Source organism: Streptomyces sp. NPDC051217 (assembly GCF_044455465.1).
Classification (GTDB): domain Bacteria; phylum Actinomycetota; class Actinomycetes; order Streptomycetales; family Streptomycetaceae; genus Streptomyces.
In genome coordinates this window covers 129,862-147,956 of record NZ_JBITEV010000006.1, presented here as the reverse complement: position 1 = coordinate 147,956, position 18,095 = coordinate 129,862, and the positions used below count along the sequence as shown (strand labels likewise).

Here is an 18,095-nt window from a genome sequence, read left to right as displayed (position 1 = left end):
CTCCTGTCCGGCGTTCCAACCGCCGATAACAGGTCATGTACGCGGTGCCCGCCCACCCCTCCGTAACCCAGGAGTGGACACCCTCAACTGATGAAGAGACTTAAGGGGTCAAGAACATGGCAGCGGAGATCGTGAATCCTCGCAGCGAGAGCGAGAGCGAGAGCGAAGGCGTCCGGGACGTCGTCGGTGACGGCGTCGCCGACGACACCACGGACGAGCCCTTCGATCCGGCCTTCGCGCTGCACCGCGGCGGGAAGATGGCCATCCAGGCCACCGTGCCCGTCCGGGACAAGGACGACCTGTCCCTCGCGTACACGCCGGGCGTCGCCAAGGTGTGCACGGCGATCGCGGAGAACCCGGAACTGGTCCACGACTACACCTGGAAGTCGCAGGTCGTCGCCGTCGTGACCGACGGGACCGCGGTCCTCGGCCTCGGCGACATCGGCCCGGAGGCGTCGCTCCCCGTGATGGAGGGGAAGGCGATCCTCTTCAAGCAGTTCGGCGGTGTCGACGCGGTGCCGCTGGCGCTGGCCACGACCGACACCGACGAGATCATCGACACCGTCGTGCGGCTCGCGCCGTCCTTCGGCGGGGTCAACCTGGAGGACATCTCGGCGCCCCGCTGCTTCGAGATCGAGCGCCGGCTCCAGGAGCGGCTCGACATCCCCGTCTTCCACGACGACCAGCACGGCACGGCCGTCGTGACGCTGGCCGCCCTGCGGAACGCGGCGAAGCTCACCGGGCGCACGCTCGGTGAACTGCGCGCCGTCATCTCCGGGGCGGGGGCGGCGGGGGTCGCCATCGCGAAGTTCCTGCTGGCGGCGGGGATCGGCGACGTGTCGGTCGCCGACCGCAAGGGCATCGTCAGCCCCGACCGCGACGACCTGACCGACGTCAAGCGCGAGCTGGCCGAGATCACGAACCACGGGGGCCTCTCGGGCTCGCTGGAGGCCGCGCTCTCGGGCGCGGACGTCTTCATCGGCGTCTCCGGCGGTACGGTCCCGGAGCCGGCGATCGCGTCGATGGCCCCCGGGGCGTTCGTCTTCGCCATGGCCAACCCGAACCCGGAGGTCCACCCGGACATCGCGCACCAGTACGCGGCGGTGGTGGCGACGGGGCGCAGCGACTACCCGAACCAGATCAACAACGTGCTGGCGTTCCCCGGGATCTTCGCGGGCGCGCTCCAGGTGCGGGCGTCACGCATCACGGAGGGCATGAAGATCGCGGCGGCGAACGCACTGGCGGACGTGGTCGGCGACGAACTGTCGGCGGACTACGTGATCCCGTCCCCGTTCGACGAGCGGGTGGCCCCGGCGGTGACGTCGGCGGTCGCGGCGGCGGCGCGGGCGGAGGGGGTCGCGCGCCGCTAGGGCGTGTCCGCGAAGTCCCGCCGGACAGCCCTAGGGCCGCCTCCCGTCGGGGGCGGCCCCGCGGGTCGGGTTCGGCCTCAATAGCCGGCCGGGCTGGAAGCGGCTGCGGCCGGTGCCCGGGTGCCGCTCCGGGGTCATGCCCGGACGGCGTGACTCACGGCGCGTGCAGGGTTTGTTGGACCCGAGGTCCGACCACGCCCCCTGCGCGTCCCCTTCCGACGCGCGGGCCGGCCGGGTGACAACCTCCCGATGGCGGCGACCCCGTCCGGACCGATGCGTCAGACCTGGACCCCGACGCCTGTCCCGTTCTCAAGGTAGGTGGGCTGTGATCGCCCACGGGCATCAGTCGCCGCGTGCACCCGGCGGGCCGACGACGGTAGTCGGCACGCGCAGCCGTGGGACATGCGCGGGGTGGCTCGTGCGGGTCCCCCACCCCCGCCCGTCGGCCGACAGCCGCAACTCGGGCCGCGACCCAGGTCGCAAACCGGACCTCACCCCCCACCGAAAACCGCAACCCAACCAACCCCACCCATTCACCCGCGCCTGCTGAGATCCTCGCGCCGTCGATTCCCAACCAGGAGGCGCTAGTGAATCTGCTTGTCAACGGTGACGCCGAGAAGGGGCCGGGCGGCACCGCCGAGCCCGTCGGGAGTGTTGTCGGCTGGGGGGTGCGGAAGGGGGCGCCCGCGCTCGTCGGGTACGACGTCGGCGGCGGGTATCCCACGCCCGCCGATCCCGGACCCGGCGGCGGCTCGGCCGGGCGGCGGTTCTTTTCCGGCGGGAACAGTCCCCTCACCACACTGGTCCAGGAGACGGCCCTTCCCGCCGGCGGAGCCACCGGGCACCGCGCCGTCGACGCCGGGCGCGTCCGGTACGTGCTGAGCGGCTGGCTCGGTGGGTACGCCGGGCAGGAGGACGGGGTCAGGCTGTCAGTCGAGTTCCGGGACCGTGCAGGGAACCCCCTCGCGCTCTCCGTCCTCGGCCCCGTCAGCGCCGCCGAACGCGGCAACGTCACCGCCCTGTTGGAGCGCAGCGCCGAGGCCGCCGTACCGCCGGGCGCCCGGTCCGCCCACGTACAGCTGTCCTTCACGCGCAGTGGCGCGGGCACGTCGAACGACGGCTACGCGGACGCGATCTCACTCCGGCTGACCGCTTCGGGAAGGCACTCGTGACTCTCAACAGACGTGATCTGCTCAAGGCCGCCGGCGCCGCGGGCGCGCTCAACGTGGTCTGGCCCCTGACCGCCGGACTCTCGCCCGCGCAGGCGCGCGAGGCCGCCGAGGCGCTCGGATCGACGTACGACAAGGCGCCGTTCACGCTCGGTGTCGGGTCCGGCGACCCGCAGCCCACCAGCGTCGTGCTCTGGACACGCCTCGCGCCCGAGCCGTTCGCCGAGCCGGGCGAGCAGAAGCTCGCCGAGGTCGTCGACGTCCGCTGGGTCGTCGCCGAGGACCGCGGTCTGCGCCGCGTCGTCGCGCGCGGCACCGTCCCCGGGTCCGCGACCCTCGCGCACAGCGTGCACGTGCCGGTGGGCGGTCTGCGCCCCGGCCGTACGTACTACTACGCCTTCACCGCGCTCGGCAGGACCAGCCGCCTGGGCAGGACCCGTACCGCCCCCGCCGGCCACGTCCGATCCGCCCGCTTCGCCACCGCCAACTGTCAGAGCTACCCGTCCGGCCACTACGCCGCGCTGCGCGGGATCGCGCGCGAGGACCTGGACTTCGTCATCCACCTCGGTGACTACATATACGAGTACGGCCCCGAGGGCAGCGACATCCGTGACCACAACGGCCCGGAGATCCTCACGCTGCGGGACTACCGGGTACGCCACGCCCTCTACAAGGGCGATCCGTCGCTGCGCGAGGCACACGCCGCCCACCCGTGGTTCCTCACCTGGGACGACCACGAGGTCTCCAACGACTACAGCGGTACGGGCGGCGGCGCCCCGTTCATGCGGCGCCGGGCCGCGGCGTACCAGGCGTGGTACGAGCACCAGCCCCACCGCGGCGCCGGCGAGTCCGTGCTGCCGGACATCGACATCCATCGCGTGCGCCGCTGGGGCGACCTGCTGGAGCTGGCCGTGCTCGACCTGCGGCAGTACCGCTCCGCGCAGAACCTCCCCGACGGCACCATCCTGGGCGCCGACCAGAAGGCCTGGCTGAAGAAGACCGTCGACCGCGCGCCCGACAGCTGGCACATCTGGGCCAACTCGATCATGCTCAGTCAGCTGCGAGGCCGCCCCGGTGGCGGCTTCATGTTCACCGACCAGTGGGACGGCTTCCTCGGCGAGCGCAAGGAGGTGCTGGAGCACGTACGTACCAGTGGCCTCGAAGACCTCGTGGTCCTCACCGGCGACTGGCACTCCGCGTTCGTCGACGACATCCGGCCGGACTACGACAACACCGAATCGCCCGTCGTAGGAACGGAGTTCACCGCGCACTCGGTCACCTCCGGCGCGTACGACTCGCAGTGGAACGCCACCAACGGTCCGCTGATGGGCGCGGCCAACCCGCACCTCCAGTACTTCGAGGGCAACCGATACGGCTATGACGTGTACGAGGTCACGCCGGAACGGTTCACCACCCATATGCGGGTCATCGACGACCGCCGCGACCCGGCCTCTCCCGTCTCCACCCTGACCACCTTCCATGTGGACCGGGGCACGGCGGGCGCGTACGAGGACCCGGCGACGAAGTCGTCGCCCGCGCAGTACCGCAGGGACTGACCGCCACGTCCCCGCGGCCCTGAGCCGGAGGCGGGACCCGCCTCACACGCGTGGTTCCGCGCGTCCCGCCTCCGCCGGCCGGGCCGGTCCGAAGTCGCCTCCTGGCAGACGCGACTTCGGACCGACTCGTCTAGGGTCGAGGTCATGTTCGCCGCCTACGCAGCCCGCATCGACCGCGACCAGCCCATCAACGGCCTTGAGCTGGGGGACCGCCCGGCTCCCGAGCCACGCCCCGGCTGGTCCACCGTGACCGTGAAAGCCGCCTCGCTCAACCACCACGACCTCTGGACCCTGCGCGGGGTCGGGATCACGGAGGACCGGCTGCCCATGATCCTCGGCTGCGACGCCGCCGGGATCGACGAGGAGGGCAACGAGGTCGTCATCCACTCCGTCATCGGACAGACCGGCCACGGCGTCGGCCCCCGGGAGCCCCGCTCGATCCTCACCGAGCGCCACCAGGGCACCTTCGCCGAGCAGGTCTCCGTCCCCACCTGGAATCTGCTGCCCAAGCCCGCCGGGCTGAGCTTCGAAGAGGCCGCCTGTCTGCCGACCGCCTGGCTGACCGCGTACCGGATGCTGTTCACCAACGCCGGTGTACGGCCCGGGGACTCCGTCCTCGTGCAGGGCGCGGGCGGCGGTGTCGCGACCGCCGCGATCGTCCTCGGGAAGGCCGCCGGGATGCGCGTGTACGCCACCAGCCGCGACGAGGCGAAGCGCAAGCGCGCCGTCGAACTGGGCGCCACGGAGGCGTTCGAGCCCGGCGCGCGGCTGCCGCACCGTGTGGACGCCGTCCTGGAGACGGTCGGCGCCGCGACCTGGTCGCACTCGGTCAAGTCCCTGCGGCCCGGCGGCACGCTGGTGATCTCCGGCGCCACCAGCGGCGACCGGCCCTCGCATGCCGAGCTGACCCGGATCTTCTTCCTGGAGCTGAGGATCGTCGGCTCGACGATGGGCACCAAGGACGAACTGGAGGACCTGCTGTCCTTCTGTACGACCACGGGCATCCGCCCGGTGATCGACACCGTTCTGCCCCTGGACCGCGCGCGCGAGGGCTTCGAGCGGATGACCGAGGGCGATCTGTTCGGCAAGATCGTGCTGACCCGCTGAGGGGGGGCGTGACCGCACTGCTGCCGTTGCTGATGGTCGTCGGCTGCCTCGCGGTGGTCATGGGCTTCTTCGGGTGGCTCGCACTGCTCGTCAGGAGACGGGGCAGCGCGGGCGCGGCCATCACCGCGGCCATGGCCTCGTACGACGAGGCGTTCCGGGTGACCGCGCACGAGGCGCACTACGAGATCCGGGCGCGGGCCGAGCGGCAGATCCCGCTGCCCTCGCCCGACGATCCGGACCACCGGGCGGCCAACGGCTTTGGTCCGTCCGGGCGTTCGCGCACCCGGCCCCCTGCCCGCCGCCGTTCCGTACTGCGGCGCTGGGCGCGGCGGCTGCGCGGCCGAGATGTCAATCTTGGTTGACAGGGTCCACTTGTCAACGTAAATTGACAGGCATGACCGATGCAACGGATCTCGCCGAACGGGCGGGCGACCGCGATCCCCGCGTCGGGCTGCGAGCGGTCGCCGCGCTGCGGCGGCTGCTCGAACAGCTCGAAGCCGTCCAGGTGCGCAGCGCACGCAACCAGGGCTGGTCGTGGCAGGAGATCGCGGCCCAGCTCGGTGTCAGCAGGCAGGCGGTACACAAGAAGTACGGGAGGCAGTGATGTTCGAACGGTTCACGAAGGGTGCGCGGGCCGTGGTGACGGGCGCCGTCGCCCAGGCCGAACGCACGGCGTCGCCCCAGGTCACCGACGAGCACATGCTGCTCGCGCTGCTGGACTCGGAGGGGACACGGTCGGCGTTCGCCTTCGCCTCGCTCGGCATCCTGGACCAACGCGCCTCCGTGGAGGCGGGGCTGGCGGACGCGCGCCGGCGGGGCGGCATGTCGTCCGCCGACGCGGCGGCGCTCGCCGAGATCGGGATCGACGTCGGGCAGATCGTCTCGAAGGTCGAGGAGGCGCACGGCGCGGGCGCGATGGGGGTCGGCGGGACGGTGAAGCGGGGCTGGACGTCCCACCGGAAGTTCACGCCCGCCGCGAAGAAGACGCTGGAACAGTCCTTGCGGGTCGCGCTGGGGCGCGGCGACAAGGAGATCACCGACGGCCACATCCTGCTGGCGCTGACGGCGCGGCCGGGGGTGGTGTCGGACGTGCTCGCGGACCACGGGGGGACGTACGGGGCTGTGGAGCGGGCGCTGTTCGGGGAGGGTTCCCGTCCGGCGGGTTCCGGCTGACCGGCCTCAGCGCCAGTCGCCGGTCACCCAGGCCACCAGCCTGGCCCGGGGCGTCCCGTCACACGTCACGATGATGGCGGTGTCGATGACCTCGGCGGTGACGGCCTTCTGTGTCAACGTGGCGATCCCCTTGGTGAACTGGCCGGGCTCCGTGAACGTGTCGGGTCCTTCGGCCGCGATCACCGGTTCGGGGGTGTCACACCCCACGCCGGGCAGCGGCTGGCCGAGATACCAGCCGCCGACGAAGACGGCGTACAGGACGGCGGTGGCGCCCAGACGGCGCGCTGTTATCCAGGTGGGCACGTATGGAGTCTTTCACGGCCCCGGCCCCCGGAGCGGCCCCCGGACACCGGCCGAGACCTACCCGGGCGGCGCAGGCGCACCCGCCCCGGGGGCGGGTGCGGCGGTCACCCCTTACGCCGGGGGCTTTCGCAGCAGCGCCCCGATGTGGGCCGCTGCCGTCGACAAGTGGCGGCGGGCCTCTGTGAGTTGGGCCTCCGTCACTCCGTGGTCGCGGGCCGCGTCGCGGACGTCGTCGCGGAAGCGGTCGAGCAGGCGGTCCAGGTCGCGGGCCGGGTTGCCGGTCGGGGGTGTGTCCTCGGCCCAGGCGGGGTCGGTGTCCGCCGCGTCCGGTTTGACGTACGGGGGCCACGCGGAGCCCTTCGCCAGGCCGCCGAGCTGCGTCGACAGTTCGGACAGGCCCTCCCGTACACCCGTCGGCCAGTCGCCCCGCGAGAAGTGGCCCTGGACCTGGTCCTGGACCTGTTTGGCGATGCGCAGCATCTCCTGGCGGGCCGTCTCCTGTGCCTCCTTCGCCTGGCGGCGGGCCTGCTGGGCGTCCTCACGCGCCCGGCGGGACTCGTCCTTCGCGCGGCGGGCCTGTTCCTTCCACTCCTGCTTCGCGCGGCGCAGCTCCTCCTTCGCCGCGCGCCAGGACTCGCCGTCCCCGGGCGCGTTCTCCCAGTCGGAGGCGCCGCCGCTCGGCGTGCCCGCCGACGCGGACGCCGCCGCCGCGCGCATCTCGTTGCGCAGCTGGCCCGCCGCGCCCCGTACGTCGTCGCGGATCTCCGCCGCGAGTTCGGAGACGGACTCGCGGATCTCCAGCTCCAGGTCGGCCAGTTCACCGCTGCGGCCCGCCAACTCCTCGCGGCCCGCCTCGGTGATCGAGTAGACCTTGCGGCCGCCCTCGGTGGCGTGCGTGACCAGGCCCTCGGCCTCCAGTTTGGACAGCCGCGGGTAGACCGTGCCGGCGGAGGGCGCGTACAGGCCCTGGAAGCGCTCCTCCAGCAGCCGGATCACCTCGTAGCCGTGGCGCGGCGCCTCGTCGAGCAGCTTGAGCAGGTAGAGGCGGAGGCGGCCGTGGGCGAAGACCGGGGCCATGTCAGAGCTCCTTCTTGTCGGCCGGCGTCGCGTGGTCGGCGACGACGTCCAGGGGTGCGGCGTCCACGGGCGCGGTGTCCGTGGGTGCGGTGTCCGTCGGCGGGGGACCCGCCGGTGCCGGAGGGCCCGCGTCGTACGGGTCCTCCGCCGGTGGCCTGCGCAGGAGGGCGATCGAGCCGGACACCGTCACCGCCCTGAGCTGCCCCGTACCCGACCCGAGCGTGCCGGTGATCTTCTTCGAGCCCCAGTGTCCGCCGACGCGCAGATCGTCGAACGCGTTGGAGACCGAACCGCTCGCCGTGTTCGCCTCGACCGTCGCGTCCGCCGGGTGAGGCAGCCTGATGGCGACCTCGCCCGAGACCGTGTTGACCTTGATGTCGGTGGGTTTCCCGGCGGACTCCAGGTCGATGGCCATGTCGCCGCTGACGGTGTCGGCCCGTACGGAGGATCCTCCGCAGTCCACGACGGTCAGATCGCCGGAGACCGAGTTGAAGCGGAGGTCGCCGGTGACGGCCTGGGCCTCGACGTTCCCGGCGACGGTCTCCGCGCGGACCCGGCCGGAGAGACGGACGAGTGTGGTGTCCCCGTTCACGCCGCGTACGTCCGTGCGCCCCTTGATCCCGGAGATCACGGCGCCCGCCCCGACGACCCCGACCTCGACGCTCGCCGTCGCCGGGACCGTGAGGGAGACGACTGCGCGGCGCCGGTGGCCCTTGGGGTCGAGCCAGCTGAGGAAGTTCTGCCAGGGCAGGTCCTGGTAGGCGATGGTGAGCGTGCTGCCCGTGCGGGTCACGATCAGGGGCGGGCCCTGGATCTCGGAGATCTCCAGACGCGCACCGCCCTGCTCGGCCAGTACGGTCTCGTCGATGCCGACGACATTGACGGTGCCGTTCGCGATGCGCACGCTGAGCGCCGTCACGGGGTCGTCGAACGTCAGCTTCTTCGGCTCGCTGACTTCCCACGTCGACTCTGCCATGGTGCTGACTCCCCTGGGGCCGGCCACGACGCAACATATCGCGTCTCTTCCTCGACACGATATATCGTGGATAAGGGAAGTCAAGACCTATCGCGATGCCTCTGCTCGCGGTGGGGAGGTGGCGGGGTGGCGGCGTCGTCAGTCGTCCTCGTCGTCGTCCAGGCGCGCCAGCCAGGTCGCCAGGCGTTCGACCGGAACCTCGAAGTCCGGGTTGAGATCGACGAACGTACGCAGCTGCTCGGCCAGCCACTCGAAGGTCACTTCCTCCTCGCCGCGCCGCTTTTCCAGTTCCTCGATCCCGCGATCGGTGAAGTACATGCGAACAGCGTAACTACCTGGTGGGGAGGGGAGGTATCCCGAACACATCGGTGTGGAGCGAGCGGGGGAGGGGTGGCGGTGGACCGCGACATACGAGGCGGCCATGACGTACAGGAGGTGGTCCTGCCCGGTGGGCAGATCATTCTCGCCAGGGTCAGTGTGCTGGGCCCGGACGATTCGGCGTTCGACGACGTCGGAGCCGTCGACCGGCTCCGCGCGGGCGTGACCCGCGTCAACGACGTGATCGCGGCCGTCGGCGCGACCGTGATGGACGCGGCGCGGGCGGCGGGACCGAGCGAGGTCAGTGCCACGTTCGGCATCGAGCTGGCGATGAAGCCGGGCGCGGCGGTGGCGGCCGTCCTGGCGGACGGGGAGGCCAAGGCGTCCATCTCCGTCACCCTCACCTGGCAGCCGGGCCGTGAGCCGGCCGCCTCCGGACCACCGCCGGCGGCCGCTGCGGCGGACGGCCCACCGGTGCCCCCCGCTCCCGACGGCCCACCCGTGCCCCGACCGCCCGTGGTCCCGCCACCCGTGGCCCCACCGCCCGTCCCCCCGCCCCCCGGCGCCCCGCCGGCGCCCCCCGCCCCGGCCGGCCCGCCCCGGCCGGGGGGCTCGCCGGGACCGGAACCACTCCCCACTTCGGGATCATCCGGTTAGCCTCGTCCCACTTGCCTCAACTTCGGGGGAACGGGGTGCGGATGAAAGACGCTCAGGTCTGCGGATCGCTCGGCAGGGGAGAACGTGCTGTTCCGGAACGAGGCGTACCGGCGCGCGCCCTTCCAACGCCCTCGTACTCCCCGTGTGTTGACGCATGAGCTCCCTCGAAGACCCCGTGAGCCGGGGAGTCGTCCGCATCGGCCGGTCCGCCGACGGGTATGACGGAGACAGTGCCGGATTCCGGGGCAGCGGTTTCTTCGTCGCCCCCGAATGGGTCGTGACCTGCGCGCATGTCGTGGACAAGAGGGTGGGTGCGATGGAGCGGGAGCCAGGGGGCCCAGTCACGGTCACCACCTACGAGGACGAGCGCTTCGAGGGCGAGATCGCCCATGTCCTCACCGGTCACGACCTCGCGCTCGTGCGGGTGCCGGGCGCGGACTTCGCCGACTGCCTCTGGCTCAGCGACCGTTCGGCGCCGACACCCGCCGAGGTCGAGCTGTACGGCTGGGCGCAGCCGTCGGGGGCGCACGGCGGCGAGGAGTTCCTCTCCACGACGGCGATGGCCACCGGCGGACGCCGCAGAAACCCGATGTGGCTCCAGAACGGCCTCGTGCTGCACGGCTGTTCGGGCGGCCCCGTCATCGACACCCGGCACGGATCGGTCATCGGAGTCATCAAGGGCAAGGGCCAGGGCGACGCCACCATCGGCCGCGCCGAGTCCGTCACCGCGCTGCGCACGCTCTGCGACCAGGGCGCCGAATCCCTCTGGACGGAGGTCGTCGGCGCCCACGACCGGCACCATCTGCGGCGCTTCGAGGGCTCCGGCGAGAGCTGGCCCCGGCTGCACACCCGCCTCGCGGTGACGCAGGGCCAGCCGCACAGCTTCACCCCGCAGGCGCGCACCCAGCTGTACGGGCTCTTCGCCGACGTCGAACCGCCGTCGGGCCCCGGCCAGGTGCTGCACCTGGTCAACGGCGCGAGCCGGCGCCTGCTGCGCAGCCCGCAGCGCATCGAGTCCAACGACCCGCGCAGCTGGCGCGAGGGCTCGGGCCTGCTCTACGACCCGCGCGAGCACACCGAAGGCGCCCTCGCGGGACGGGATCTCGAACAGGAAGCCGTCGTCCTGTACGCGGCGATGGTGTACGGCACCCTGCGCGCGCGCCACGACACCGCGGCCGCCAAGAAGCTCCGCCACTGGGTGGAGACGGCCGCCAACGCCCTGGAGACCGACGTGATCCGCGAGGAGAGCCTGGCGCTTCTCGCCGGTGGCGACGGGGCCGGCGACGGAGCGGACGGCGGCGCGGTCGCCGTCCCCGGCGACGCGGCCCACGACGACGTACTCGTCGTCATCGAGCCGGAGGTCTACGGCACCCACCCCTGGCGCGTGCAGCTGCTGGACCCCGACGGCGGCACGACCACCGTCCGGTACGACGAGGAGGGCGTCCCGCGCACCGGGCTGGAGGCCGCCGTACGCCAGGGTCTGAGCGAGGCGCTGGCACGCGCCGACGCCGGACAGTACGTCGCGGCCGTCGACTTCCTGCTGCCCCGCGCGCTCTTCGACGAGCCCGTCGACGAATGGCGCTCCCGGCTGCCGGGCGCCGACGAACCGCCCAGCGTGCACACGCTCCCGATCGGACGGCGCCGAGTCGTCGCCCTGCGCGACCAGTTGCGCCGGCGCGACGGCGTGACCCCGGAGTGGAACCGCGGCAGACGCGCCGCCGACCACGGGCCGCTGGAGGCCGTTCCGCTCTGTCTGGACGTACCGGACTGGGGGCACACGGCCGGCGCACCGGAGGGCGAGGAGGCGGCGTACGCGCGCCTGTCGGTGAGCACGGCGGGCGTCGCGGGCGTATCCCTGCCGGTGTACTGCGCGAGTACGGCCACCGGGCGCGGCTCCCGTGTCCTCACCCGTGCCTTCCACGCCGGCCATGTCGCCGTGCTGTGCCGCCGTGCCGCCGAGGACGGGCACGACGACTGCGCCGAGTTCTACCGCAGGGCCGCCCAGTTGGTGCGTGAGGCACCTACCGGCAGCGCGCTGCGCGAACGCGTACGGGTGCTGCGCAACCTCAGCGCCGACCCCGGACAGGCCGGCCGGGCCGATCACGACGCAGCCTGGGCACGGCACATCGTCCTCATCTACGATCCACCCCACAGGCCGGCGCTTCCCGACGAACCTCTGCACGCCCCGCCCCTATGACAGACAGCTGCCCCCAAGTGACCTGCTGCGAAGGGGGTATGAGCGGCCAAGCGGGGTACGGACGTCCAGGATGCCGGGCGCACGCCGGGCTGACATCGATGAGGAGCCCACAGTGAGCGACTGGCGCATCTACCGAGGAGCGGGACTGCCGCACGACGGTGCGCGGCAATTACCCGATCCGCCTCCCTGGCGCGAGTTCACCGCGCGGAGCCCCGACGGCGCCGACGGCCGGAACGGCACGGACGGTACGGGGGACGGGGCGGACAACGAAGAGGTGGACAACGCCCGCCGACTGGGCGTCAAACGCCGCCTCGTGGAGTCGTTCCACCCGCGCCCCGAAGAGGTCGAGGCCGTCAACGCCGCGCTCCAGCTGCGCCGTCCGCTGCTTGTCACCGGCACTCCCGGCACCGGCAAGTCGACGCTCGCCCACGCCGTCGCCCACGAACTGCGGCTCGGCCGCGTGCTGCGCTGGCCGATCGTCAGCCGCACCACCCTCCAGGACGGCCTCTACCACTACGACGCCATCGGCCGGCTCCAGGACGTGCAGCTCGACCGGGCGGTCTCCGGCGACGCGGTGGCGCAGCCACCCATCGGCTCGTACATCAGGCTCGGCCCGCTCGGTACGGCGCTGCTCCCCTCGCCCGACGGACTGCCCCGGGTGCTGCTCATCGACGAGTTCGACAAGAGCGACATCGACCTGCCGAACGACCTCCTGAACGTCCTGGAGGAGGGCGAGTTCACCATCCGTGAGCTGGAGCGGCGCGCCGAGCGGGAGCCCACGACCGACGTCCTCAGCGACGACGGGACGCCGGTGACCGTGGTGGGCGGCCGGGTCCGGTGCACGGCGTTCCCCTTCATCATCCTCACCTCCAACGGCGAACGGGACTTCCCCGCGGCCCTGTTGCGCCGCTGTATCCAGCTCGACCTCAAACCGCCCGGCGAGAAACAGCTCGCCGCGATGGTCGCGGCGCATCTGGGCGAGGAGGCCCTGGAGGAGGGCGCCGAGCTGATCGAGCGGTTCCTCCAGCGCGAGCCCGGCGAGGTCGTCGCCACCGACCAGCTGCTGAACGCGCTGTATGTGACCCAGAGGGCCGCCGACGCCGAACAGGTCACCCGCAACAGGCTCGCCGAGATGCTGCTCCGCCCTCTCGACCGTCCGAGGTGATGGCGTGACCATCCCCGACCCGCCCCCCGGTGCCACGCCACGCCCGCCCCCCGGTGAACAGGGGCAGCCGGACCACGGGACGGTGCGGTCGCCGGCCGGGCACCCGGGCGACCCCTCCGGCGCCCCGCCGGGCGCCTCTACGGGTGCCCCGCCGGGCGCTTCTCCGGGCACCCGGACGTCCGCCGGGGCGGCCGGGCTGGCGGAGCTCGTCGGCCGGCTGCGCGCGGCGGGCCGCGACGTATCGGCCAGAGAGCTGGCCGAGGCCGTCTGGCTGGCGCGTCTGACGGCTCCGCGGGCGCGGACAGGGGATCGTCCGGGGCATCATGAACCACCGACCACCCGGCAGACCGGACCCGACACGGCCGTGCGGCCGCCCGCCGAAGACCCCGGGCCCCGGCCCGAGCCCCCGCCCCGCAGCTCCGAGCACACCGCGCCCCTCTCGATCTACGCGCCGTCCGGCGCCGACGCCGTCCCGACCCGGTCGTTCCCGATACGGGCCCCCGCCACCGGGGCCCTCTCCGGCCTGCTCGGCCTGCAACGCTCGCTGCGACCGCTGCGCGGCTACCGCCCGCCCGTCCCCCCGGTCCTCGGTCCGGAACTGGACGAGGAGGCGACCGCCGAACGCAGCGCCGCCGACGGCTTCCTGCATCCCGTACGCCGCCCGGCCGCGCACCGGGAGGCCGAGATCCAGCTCCTGATGGACGCCTCCCCGACCACGTCCGTGTGGCAACTGACCCTGGAGCGGCTCCGGCAGGCCTGCGAACGGCTCGGCGCCTTCCGCGACGTCCAGGTGCACTACCTGCACCAGGGGCCTGACGGCTCCGCGATGGCCGGTACCGGACCCGACCCGCACCACACCCGGCTGCGCCCCGCCGACCAGCACCGCGACATCACCGGGCGCCGGCTCACCCTCGTCATCAGCGACTGTGTGGGACCGCTGTGGCAGTCAGGCGGCGCCCAGCGGCTGCTGTACCGCTGGGCCGAGTCCTCCCAGATCGCCGTCGTCCAGCCACTGCCGCCGCGCCTGTGGGACCGTACGGCGCTGCCCGCCGATCCCGGGACGCTCGTGCACGAGCCCGGCGTGGGGCGCGGCATGCGGTTCGTCGCCGACGAGAGACACGGCCGCGAGGCGCCGCCCGCCGGCGCGCGCCCCGTGCCCGTCCTGCTGCCGACCGACCGGGTCCTCGGCGGCTGGGCCCAGCTGCTCGGCGGCACCGGCACCCGTACGATGCGCGGCGCGGCGGGCTGGGTGCTGCCGCAGCACCCGGCGCAGCCCGCGTCGGGACCGTACGGCGGGGCGCGCACCCCGCAGGCGCGGCTGCGCGACTTCCGCTCCGGCGCGTCGCCCGGCGCGCTCGAACTGGCCGTGCATCTGGCTGCCGTACCGCTCTATCTGCCGGTCATGCAGCTCGTACAGGAGGCGCTCCTCCCGGACACCGGCCCCATGCAGCTGGCCGAGGTGCTTCTCGGCGGACTGCTGGAGCGGCTGCCCGACACCGCCGGCGTGCCCGGACCGCGCTACGACTTCGCGCCCGGCGTACGTGAGCTGCTGCTGGAGATGCTCGACCGGGGCGCCGCCGAACTGGTCCTCAAGTACCTGTCGGAGTACGTCACCCGGCGCTTCGGCAAGGGCATGCGCAACTTCCCGGCACTGGCCGTCGCCCGCCTCCAGGGGCTGGAGGCCGGCGAGGCGAGCGTGCCGGAGGACCCCGACGGCGGGCCGCAGGCCGACGAGGAGCTGTTCGCACAGGTCCCCGCGCGGGTGGTGCGCTGGTACAAGCCCGTACGGCCGGTGCCCGGCAGGCTGGACGAGGTGGAGCGGCTGCTCGGGCTGTGGCGTGACCGGCGCGACCGGCAGATGCTCTTCGACGCGCAGGCGCTCGCCGAGGCGGCGCTGGCCGCCGACGGCGACGAACGCTCACGCCATCTGCTGGGGCGGGTGCTGTTCGCCCGCGCCAACACGGCGGAGGCGCGCCGTGATCCCGACGAGGCGCACCGGCTGCTGGTACGGGCCGAGCGGCTGCTCGTCGGGGAGGAGCCGGCGACGGCGGTCGCCCGCGCGGACGTCCGGCACGAACTGTGGCGCCAGGACGGTGACACGCGGTGGCTGCGCGCGGCGGTGGCCGGGCTGGCCGAGGTCCACGGCGCGGGAGATCTCGCCACACAGACGGCGCGCCGGCTGCGGATGGGCCGGGCCCTGCTCGACCTCGCGAGGACGGAGACCGAACGGGACGAGCCCGCCACCGCGTCGGTACGTGAACTGCGGTCCGCGCTCGCCCTGTTGGACGAGCTGGAGGCACCGCCCCATCGCCGCGCCGGCGCACTCCTCGACCTCGTGTCCGCCCTGCGGCTGACGCGGGACCAGGACACGGGCGAACTCCTCGCCCTGACGGACGAGGCCGAGTCGGCCGCCGAGGACAGCGCTCCGCTGCTGCTGCGCGCCCGGCGTGAGCGGGCGCGGATCCACCGGGAGGCGCGGGACTGGGAGGCGGCGGCGACCGCGTACCGGCAGGCCGAGCGCAGCGCACCGCGCGACAGCCACGTGCGGTGCGAACTCCTCGCCGAATGGGGCGAGATGCTGCTCACGGAGACGCGCCGCCCCGACCGCGCCGAGGGCATCCTGCGCGAGGCCCTCACGAACGTCTCCTCCGCGGCCCCGCTCCGCTGGCACCTGCATCTGCTGCTCGGTACGGCTCTGCTGGACCGCTACCGCGGCGACAGCGCGGGCAGCGGCTTCCTGCCCGACGTCTACGAGGGCTGCCACCTGCTGGAGCTCGCGGCCCGCCGCGCGGCCGACGCGTCCGCACGGGCCCGCGCCTGGCTGGCGCTGGCGGGCGCGCGGCTGGATCTGCCGGACCCGGAGTCGCACTTCGCCTCCGCGGAGTCGGCCTACGGGCGGGCGCTGCGCGAGACCACCGAATCGCCCTCGCTCACGGCGGCCCGCGCCCTGCACGGCCGCGGTGAACTGTACGAGCGGATGGCCCGCCCCTTCGCGGCCGGGGCCGACTACCGGACGGCCCAGAGCCACTGGCGCCGACTGGCGGAGCAGGGCACTCCGGCCCCGGAGGACGAGGTACGGGCGACCCGCGAGCGGGCGGAGGCGCTGGAAGGCTGAGGCGCCGGGGACCGAGTGCCGGGCGCGTGGTGTGGCCCACGTCTCAGGACCATGCCCAGGTCTGAGGACCATGTGCGTGCGCGACCGGTTCATGCCTCTACGCGCCCGGCATGCGCTCCCCATGACGTGTCCCCGAAGTTACGTGCTCCGGCCGGAACCCCAACTCCCTGTGTGGCGAACGGGTTTCCGAATCGTGGGCCTCGGGAAGTAGAACCCACGCGGCGGCGCCTCCCACGGCGTGCCGTGAACGTGGCGCCGTCCGCCCCGCAGAGCGGTGCTCACCGGGCGTCTGGTGTGTGCGATCGCAAGGCGGGACTTTCACCACACGCCCTCGGGGGCATCGGGGAGGAGCAGAGCGTGCTGGAGCAACGTGTGCCCGGATCCGCTGAGCAGACGGGTGGGATTCCGGGGAGCCCCGTGCTCCCCGATCTCACCGGTGTCGACCTGCGGACTCTCCAGGGGCTGGACGACGAGGCGCTGACGGCGGCCGTCGAGGACGTGCTCCGCTGCCCGGGCTCGTTCACCGACTCGTGGGGCGATTCGCCGTGAACCGGCCGACGGGGCGGCGGGATTCGGTCAGTCTCGCCGCGGAGCGGAGGTAATGGCCGCGGCTCCCGGGGCCTTCCATGTCCCGCCCGCCACCCTGGTGCGGATCGCCGCCACCCGCCAGCGGCCTCACGACATCGACCTGCTGCACGCCGCACTGCACAGCCGCCGGCTGGTCCTGTTCAAAGCTCTCCTCGCCCGCGTCGGACGGGAAGACCTGGCTCCGGCCGCCCGTGCCGCGTTCGACCGGGACTGGCGCCTCCTGGAGCGGGCCGAGTCGCCCACACCGGCCGCCGCCCGCCGGCTCCTCGACTACCCCGCCGTCGGCGGCTGGATCGTGGACGCCCTCAACGCACCCGGACCGGACGGCCTCACCGCCGCCCTGCACCCTCTCGGCGGCATCGCCGTCGGTACGGCGCTGCGCACCGGAGCCCGGCTCGGCACGGTGCTCCCCACGGCGGGCGGACGGCTCGTCCTGCCCGGCATCGGCGTCCATGACGCCCGCGCCTCCCACGTACGGATCCGCACCGGCCCGCACGGCACGCTGCTCACCCCGGTGGGACACCCCGCCCGTTCCGTGCTGCTGCGGCCCGACGGCCGAGGAGCGGGGGCGGGCTGGGCCTCCCTGGCCGTACTGCCCGGCAGCGCCGGCCGGCTCGACGACCTCGGCACCGGGCACACCGCGCCCCCGGACGTCTCCGACGCCCCGGACGTACGGCCGCGTCCCGAACGGGCCGCCTGGCTCGGCCGCTGGCGCGCCGCCGTCACCCTTCTCCAGGCCGCGGACCCCTGGCGCGCCGCCGAAGTCACCGGGCTCGTGCGGTCCTTGGTCCCGATGGAGCCGGCCGGCGAAGGCGCCTCCAGCCGCACCCTCAGGGCGGCCCCCTGGGCCGTACACACCGCGCTGCCCGACACCGCCCGGCGGTTCGCGGAGGTGCTCGTGCACGAGCTCGCCCACAGCAAGCTGGCCGTTCTCACCGACCTCGTCGCGCTGCACCACGCCGACGGCTCGGCCGTCCACCACGTCGCGTGGCGCGAGGACCCGCGCCCCTTCGACGGTGTGCTCCAGGGGACCTACGCGCATCTCGCCCTCGCCGACCTCTGGTCGCGCGTCGCCGAGCGCCCCGGCGCCGGGCCCGCCGCCCGACGCGCGGCCCGCGCGCGTCGCGAGGAGTACCGCGCCCAGGTCGCCGACGCGCTCCCCATCCTGCTCAACAGCCATCAACTCAACGAGCACGGAGAGCGGTTCACCGTGTCGATGGGACAGCACCTGACCTCGCTCGGCGGGGGCCCCGGTAGCCCGTACGCACTGTCCGATTCCCTGTCCGGGGACGGTGACGTTCGGTAATCTTTCAGACGCGCCGTC

At 73.3% G+C, this 18,095-nt stretch carries 17 protein-coding genes; 13 read left to right on the top strand and 4 right to left on the bottom strand.

All coding sequences use genetic code 11. From position 1 onward, the window contains the following. Window positions 1-116: 116 nt before the first annotated feature. The 7 genes from ACIBBB_RS16205 (at window position 117) to ACIBBB_RS16175 (ending at window position 6,375) form a co-directional block, all read left to right on the top strand. Window positions 117-1,370, top strand: coding sequence for an NADP-dependent malic enzyme (locus ACIBBB_RS16205; protein WP_398982309.1), 1,254 nt, complete (start codon window positions 117-119; stop codon window positions 1,368-1,370). A 587-nt stretch (window positions 1,371-1,957) separates the two neighbouring features. Next, entirely contained in the window at window positions 1,958-2,542 is a 585-nt protein-coding gene (locus ACIBBB_RS16200; protein ID WP_398982307.1) for a phosphoesterase, read from the top strand. Further along, a complete protein-coding gene (locus ACIBBB_RS16195; protein WP_398982305.1) occupies window positions 2,539-4,095 on the top strand; it encodes an alkaline phosphatase D family protein in 1,557 nt (518 codons plus the stop codon). Before ACIBBB_RS16200 ends, ACIBBB_RS16195 begins: the two co-directional genes overlap by 4 nt. Before the next feature lie 144 nt (window positions 4,096-4,239). Then, window positions 4,240-5,202, top strand: coding sequence for a zinc-binding dehydrogenase (locus ACIBBB_RS16190; RefSeq protein WP_398982303.1), 963 nt, complete (start codon window positions 4,240-4,242; stop codon window positions 5,200-5,202). An 8-nt stretch (window positions 5,203-5,210) separates the two neighbouring features. After that, complete coding sequence (locus ACIBBB_RS16185) at window positions 5,211-5,564, top strand: hypothetical protein (RefSeq protein WP_398982301.1); 354 nt, start codon at window positions 5,211-5,213, stop codon at window positions 5,562-5,564. Between the two features lie 32 nt (window positions 5,565-5,596). Further along, entirely contained in the window at window positions 5,597-5,806 is a 210-nt protein-coding gene (locus tag ACIBBB_RS16180) for a helix-turn-helix domain-containing protein (protein ID WP_069630502.1), read from the top strand. Further along, window positions 5,806-6,375: a Clp protease N-terminal domain-containing protein gene (locus ACIBBB_RS16175; protein ID WP_398982299.1), complete on the top strand. Its 570-nt coding sequence runs from the start codon at window positions 5,806-5,808 to the stop codon at window positions 6,373-6,375. Before ACIBBB_RS16180 ends, ACIBBB_RS16175 begins: the two co-directional genes overlap by 1 nt. A gap of 6 nt (window positions 6,376-6,381) precedes the next feature. Here ACIBBB_RS16175 and ACIBBB_RS16170 read toward each other — a convergent pair whose 3' ends face one another. The 4 genes from ACIBBB_RS16170 to ACIBBB_RS16155 form a co-directional block, all read right to left on the bottom strand. Then, window positions 6,382-6,678 carry a hypothetical protein gene (locus ACIBBB_RS16170; RefSeq protein ID WP_398982297.1) on the bottom strand — a complete coding sequence of 99 codons (297 nt, stop codon included), beginning with the start codon at window positions 6,676-6,678 and terminating at the stop codon, window positions 6,382-6,384. A 111-nt stretch (window positions 6,679-6,789) separates the two neighbouring features. Then, a complete protein-coding gene (locus tag ACIBBB_RS16165; RefSeq protein ID WP_398982295.1) occupies window positions 6,790-7,755 on the bottom strand; it encodes a helix-turn-helix transcriptional regulator in 966 nt (321 codons plus the stop codon). 1 nt (window position 7,756) lies between these two features. Further along, entirely contained in the window at window positions 7,757-8,731 is a 975-nt protein-coding gene (locus ACIBBB_RS16160) for a DUF4097 family beta strand repeat-containing protein (RefSeq protein WP_398982293.1), read from the bottom strand. Window positions 8,732-8,869: 138 nt separating this feature from the next. Then, window positions 8,870-9,049 carry a DUF6104 family protein gene (locus ACIBBB_RS16155; RefSeq protein ID WP_189105494.1) on the bottom strand — a complete coding sequence of 60 codons (180 nt, stop codon included), beginning with the start codon at window positions 9,047-9,049 and terminating at the stop codon, window positions 8,870-8,872. Between the two features lie 78 nt (window positions 9,050-9,127). On the opposite strand from ACIBBB_RS16155, the gene ACIBBB_RS16150 reads away from it, so the two are divergent. From ACIBBB_RS16150 to ACIBBB_RS16125, 6 genes are all read left to right on the top strand, one after another. Further along, entirely contained in the window at window positions 9,128-9,706 is a 579-nt protein-coding gene (locus tag ACIBBB_RS16150; protein WP_398982291.1) for a CU044_2847 family protein, read from the top strand. Window positions 9,707-9,860: 154 nt separating this feature from the next. Then, the gene (locus ACIBBB_RS16145; RefSeq protein WP_398982289.1) at window positions 9,861-11,903 is read left to right on the top strand and encodes a trypsin-like peptidase domain-containing protein; all 2,043 of its coding nucleotides are present in this window, start codon (window positions 9,861-9,863) and stop codon (window positions 11,901-11,903) included. A gap of 112 nt (window positions 11,904-12,015) precedes the next feature. After that, window positions 12,016-13,068, top strand: a complete 1,053-nt coding sequence (locus ACIBBB_RS16140) for an AAA family ATPase (protein WP_398982287.1) — start codon at window positions 12,016-12,018, stop codon at window positions 13,066-13,068. A 4-nt stretch (window positions 13,069-13,072) separates the two neighbouring features. Continuing rightward, window positions 13,073-16,183, top strand: coding sequence for an SAV_2336 N-terminal domain-related protein (locus tag ACIBBB_RS16135; RefSeq protein ID WP_398982285.1), 3,111 nt, complete (start codon window positions 13,073-13,075; stop codon window positions 16,181-16,183). A 357-nt stretch (window positions 16,184-16,540) separates the two neighbouring features. Then, complete coding sequence (locus ACIBBB_RS16130; protein WP_189105489.1) at window positions 16,541-16,732, top strand: hypothetical protein; 192 nt, start codon at window positions 16,541-16,543, stop codon at window positions 16,730-16,732. A 52-nt stretch (window positions 16,733-16,784) separates the two neighbouring features. After that, complete coding sequence (locus ACIBBB_RS16125; protein WP_398982282.1) at window positions 16,785-18,077, top strand: aKG-HExxH-type peptide beta-hydroxylase; 1,293 nt, start codon at window positions 16,785-16,787, stop codon at window positions 18,075-18,077. The last annotated feature ends 18 nt before the right edge of the window (window positions 18,078-18,095 follow it).